Source organism: Kitasatospora sp. NPDC057542 (genome assembly GCF_042801945.1).
Lineage (GTDB): Bacteria > Actinomycetota > Actinomycetes > Streptomycetales > Streptomycetaceae > Kitasatospora.
This window is the reverse complement of the sequence record NZ_JBHVFE010000577.1, coordinates 1-5,050: the sequence shown is the minus strand read 5'-3', so window position 1 is coordinate 5,050 and position 5,050 is coordinate 1. Positions and strand designations below refer to the sequence as shown.

At 68.8% G+C, this 5,050-nt stretch carries 3 protein-coding genes; 1 reads left to right on the top strand and 2 read right to left on the bottom strand.

What is annotated here, in order from left to right; all coding sequences use genetic code 11:
* Positions 1-67: 67 nt before the first annotated feature.
* A complete protein-coding gene (locus tag ACFU7Y_RS39945) occupies positions 68-2,959 on the bottom strand; it encodes a vitamin B12-dependent ribonucleotide reductase (protein WP_224281041.1) in 2,892 nt (963 codons plus the stop codon).
* Positions 2,960-3,166: 207 nt separating this feature from the next.
* Positions 3,167-3,667, bottom strand: coding sequence for a transcriptional regulator NrdR (gene nrdR, locus ACFU7Y_RS39940; RefSeq protein WP_224281042.1), 501 nt, complete (start codon positions 3,665-3,667; stop codon positions 3,167-3,169).
* A gap of 342 nt (positions 3,668-4,009) precedes the next feature.
* Between nrdR and lexA the strand changes: the two genes are divergently transcribed.
* Positions 4,010-4,891 carry a transcriptional repressor LexA gene (lexA, locus tag ACFU7Y_RS39935; protein ID WP_374119994.1) on the top strand — a complete coding sequence of 294 codons (882 nt, stop codon included), beginning with the start codon at positions 4,010-4,012 and terminating at the stop codon, positions 4,889-4,891.
* Positions 4,892-5,050: the final 159 nt, after the last annotated feature.

Here is a 5,050-nt window from a genome sequence, read left to right as displayed (position 1 = left end):
GACCGTGAAGGTCCTCGCCCCGCTTCAGCGGTTCACCTCAGGAGGCGACCACCGGGGTCGGGCGCGATCAGCTGCAGCCGCTGGTGGAGCCGCAGCCCTCGCAGAGGTAGCAGCTGCCGGCGCGGCGCATCTTGGTGCCGCAGGAGAAGCAGAGCGGGGCGTCGGCGTTGAGGCCGAGCTGGATCTCCATCAGCTCCGTGGAGTTGTGGGCCTGCTTCGGGGCCGCCTTGGGCGCCTCGACGGCCGGAGCCGGAGCCGGGGCCGCGGCCGGCTTGGCGGCGACCGGGGCGGACTGGGCGAGCGACTCGGTGTCGAGCTCCTCGGCCTCCAGCGGCTCGTACGAGCCCGTCTCCAGGTGGCGCTGGCGCTCCTCGACGGAGTGGATGCCGAGCGCCGAGCGGGTCTCGAACGGCAGGAAGTCGAGCGCCAGGCGGCGGAAGATGTAGTCGACGATCGACTGCGCCATCCGCACGTCCGGGTCGTCGGTCAGACCGGCCGGCTCGAAGCGCATGTTGGTGAACTTCGCGACGTAGGTCTCCAGCGGCACGCCGTACTGGAGGCCGACCGAGACGGCGATGGAGAAGGCGTCCATCATGCCCGCGAGGGTCGAGCCCTGCTTGGACATCTTCAGGAAGACCTCGCCCAGACCGTCGTCCGGGTAGGAGTTCGCGGTCATGTAGCCCTCGGCGCCACCGACCGTGAAGGAGGTGGTGATGCCCGGACGGCCCTTGGGGAGGCGCTTTCGCACCGGGCGGTACTCGACCACCTTCTCGACCGCGGCGGGAGCCTCGGCCTGCTCGGCCTTCTTCTCGGATTCCTTCTTCTTGGCCGAGAGCGGCTGGCCGACCTTGCAGTTGTCGCGATAGATGGCGAGTGCCTTGACGCCCATCTTCCACGCCTCGAAGTAGATCTCCTCGATCTCCTCGACCGTGGCGGACTCGGGCATGTTCACGGTCTTGGAGATGGCACCGGAGATCCACGGCTGGATCGCGGCCATCATCCGCACGTGACCCATGGCCGAGATGACGCGCTCGCCCATCGCGCAGTCGAACACCTCGTAGTGCTCGGACTTCAGGCCCGGGGCGTCCACCACGTTGCCGTGCTCGGCGATGTGGGCGACGATCGCCTCGATCTGCTCGTCCTGGTAGCCGAGACGCTTGAGGGCGCGCGGGACGGTGCCGTTGACGATCTGCATCGAGCCGCCGCCGACCAGCTTCTTGAACTTGACCAGGGCCAGGTCGGGCTCGACGCCGGTGGTGTCGCAGTCCATCATCAGGCCGATGGTGCCGGTCGGGGCGAGCACCGAGGCCTGGGCGTTGCGGAAACCGTTCTGCGCGCCGACGCGCAGCACGTCCTGCCAGGTCTTGTTGGCGGCCAGCCAGACCGGGGCGTCCAGGTCGTCGTGGGAGACGGCGTCCAGCGAGGCGTCCGCGTGCTGCTTCATGACCTGCTGGTGCGGGGCCGCGTTGCGGGCGTAGCCGTCGTACGGGCCGACCACGCCGGCGAGTTCGGCGCCGCGGCGGTAGGCGGTGCCGGTCATCAGCGAGGTGATGGCGCCGGCCAGGGCGCGGCCGCCCTCGCTGTCGTAGGCGTGGCCGGTGGCCATCAGCAGGGCGCCGAGGTTGGCGTAGCCGATGCCGAGCTGACGGAAGGCGCGGGTGGTCTCGCCGATCTTCTCGGTGGGGAAGTCGGCGAAGCAGATGGAGATGTCCATCGCGGTGATGACCAGCTCGACGACCTTGGCGAAGGTCGCCGCGTCGAACGAGTCGTCGTCGCGCAGGAACTTCATCAGGTTCAGCGAGGCGAGGTTGCAGCTGGAGTTGTCCAGGTGCATGTACTCGGAGCAGGGGTTGGACGCGTTGATGCGACCGGACTCCGGGCAGGTGTGCCAGTGGTTGATGGTGGTGTCGTACTGGATACCGGGGTCGGCGCAGGCCCAGGCGGCCTCGGCCATCTTGCGGAACAGCTTCTTCGCGTCGACGGTCTCGATGACCTCGCCGGTCATCCGGGCGCGCAGGCCGAATTCGGTGCCGTTCTCGACGGCGGTCATGAATTCGTCGTTGACGCGGACCGAGTTGTTGGCGTTCTGGTACTGGACGGAGGTGATGTCGTCCCCGCCGAGGTCCATGTCGAAGCCCGCGTCGCGCAGGGCGCGGATCTTCTCCTCCTCCTTCACCTTGGTCTCGATGAAGGCCTCGACGTCCGGGTGGTCCACGTCGAGCACGACCATCTTGGCCGCGCGGCGGGTGGCGCCACCGGACTTGATGGTGCCGGCCGAGGCGTCGGCGCCGCGCATGAAGGAGACCGGGCCGGAGGCGTTGCCGCCGGAGGAGAGCAGCTCCTTGGAGGAGCGGATCCGGGAGAGGTTGAGGCCGGCGCCGGAGCCGCCCTTGAAGATCATGCCCTCTTCCTTGTACCAGTCGAGGATCGAATCCATGGAGTCGTCGACGGACAGGATGAAGCAGGCGCTGACCTGCTGGGGCTGCTTGGTGCCGACGTTGAACCAGACCGGCGAGTTGAAGCTGAACACCTGGTGGAGGAGGGCGTGGGTCAGCTCGTGCTCGAAGATCTCGGCGTCGTCCTTGCCGGCGAAGTAGCCGTGCTTCTCGCCGGCGGCGCGGTAGGTGAGCACCACGCGGTCGATGATCTGCTTGAGGCTCCACTCGCGCTGCGGGGTGCCGACGGCGCCGCGGAAGTACTTGGACGTGACGATGTTGACGGCGTTGACCGACCAGAAGTCGGGGAACTCGACACCGCGCTGCTCGAAGTTGATCGACCCGTCGCGCCAGTTGGTCATCACGACGTCGCGCCGCTCCCAGCGGACCGCGTCGTACGGGTGCACGCCAGGAGTGGTGTAGATGCGCTCCATCCGAAGACCGCCCTTCGGGGCCTTGGCGCCCTTGGCCGCGGCCTTCTCGGACTTCGACCCGCGTGCGGAACCGCTCGTGGTGTCTGTCACTTCTCGCTCCTCCTCCTGGGCAAACGCCCGAAGTGCCCCGAAAAGTCCGGGCACTGCTGGTTCGTTCTTCCGGTGTGCGGGCAGGCGGAGACCTTGCCTGCTTGCGCACGGTTTGTAGTGTTCTGTGCCCCGTTTTCGGGCACGCGTGGGCCCCGCGGGGCCATGGTGGTGCGACGGGGCCCGCCCGGGGCCCGGTGCCGGACCCTTCTAGGGCGCGGCGGCGGAGACGGACACGCAGGTGTCGTCCGCCTCGGGGGTGCGGGGCTGCTCGGCGCGGAGTTCCGCGATGGCGGCCTCGAAGTCTTCCAGTCCGTCGTACGCCTGGTACACGCTGGCGAAGCGCAGGTACGCGACCACGTCGAGCTCCTTGAGCGGGCCGAGTATGGCGAGCCCCACGTCGTGGGTGGTGAGCTCGGCGTTGCCGCTGGCGCGCACGCACTCCTCGACCCGCTGGCCGAGCTGGGCCAGCGCGTCCTCGGTGACCGGGCGACCCTGGCAGGCCTTGCGGACGCCGGTGATGACCTTCTGCCGGGAGAACGGCTCGGTGACGCCGCTGCGCTTGATGACCATCAGCGCGGCCGTCTCCACCGTGGTGAAGCGGCGGCCGCAGTCCGGGCACTGCCGACGACGGCGGATGCAGCTGCCGTCCTCGGTGGTCCGGCTGTCGACAACACGGCTGTCGGAGTGCCGGCAGAAGGGGCAGTGCACCTCGGGATCCCTCCCTGGCAGAACGTTCGGACCAGTCGAGTCTATGCGATGCGCCCCCGGCCTCGGCAAGCTGATCATGCGGGGTGACCACTAGTACTGGGCACGGAGAGGACTGTAGCCACTACATCTAGGCCTCTGGGGGAGGTGAGGGCCTTGGCGTGTCGGTGCCGATTAGACTGCCGGGGTCGAGTTCCGCTCGAACATTTACTCGATGTACAACAAAGCCTTGATCGAGTCAGTCAACTCCCGAATAATTCACTCGAACGTGTGTTTGGCGCAACCTTTCGATAGGAGGCGCGTTGGGCTGGAAAAGGGAGAGGACAGCCGTCGAGAGGGGCCGCCGTGAACACGATCGAAAGCAACACCATCCCGGTGCAGGAACACTCCCAGTTCAAGGTGGGGCAGCGCACCACGAATCAGCAGGGTGTGGACATCAGCATGGACCGTAGCGAAGACCATCGCCTCTCCGGAGCGGCCCTTTCCGGGGCGACCCGCGTTCCCGACCAGCCGATCGAACACTCCGCCGCCCTGGAGGACGCCCACCCCTCCCCCGCCCGCGCGATGCCCGGCCGCCCCCCCGGCATCCGGACCGACGAGGCCGGTCTCACCGAGCGCCAGCGCCGGGTGATCGAGGTCATCCGGGATTCCGTCCAGCGCCGCGGCTACCCGCCGTCCATGCGCGAGATCGGCCAGGCCGTCGGCCTGTCCAGCACCTCCTCGGTCGCCCACCAGCTGATGGCCCTGGAGCGCAAGGGCTTCCTGCGCCGGGATCCGCACCGCCCGCGCGCCTACGAGGTCCGCGGTGTCGAGGTCGCCCGTCCGAACACCGCCGAGACGGCCGGCCGCCCGTCCACCTCCTACGTCCCGCTGGTCGGCCGGATCGCCGCCGGCGGGCCGATCCTGGCCGAGCAGACGGTCGAGGACGTCTTCCCGCTGCCCCGCCAGCTGGTCGGCGAGGGCGAGCTGTTCGCGCTCACCGTGCGCGGCGACTCGATGATCGAGGCGGCCATCTGCGACGGCGACTGGGTCACCGTGCGCCGCCAGCCGGTCGCCGAGAACGGCGACATCGTGGCCGCGATGATCGACGGCGAGGCCACCGTCAAGCGGCTCAAGCGCGAGGACGGCCGGATCTGGCTGATGCCGCACAACCCGGCGTACGAGCCGATCAACGGCGACAACGCGACCATCCTGGGCAAGGTCGTCGCGGTCCTGCGCAGGCTCTGAGCACTCCTGCGCCGCCTCTGGGCACTTCTGCGCCGCCTCTGGGCACTCGGTCGCGGTCCTGCGCCGCTACGGGCACTCGACGGACACGCGCACACCGGGAAGGGGCTCCACCGCGCATGCGGGGAGCCCCTCCGGTGTCTTCGGCCCCGGGGCTGAACC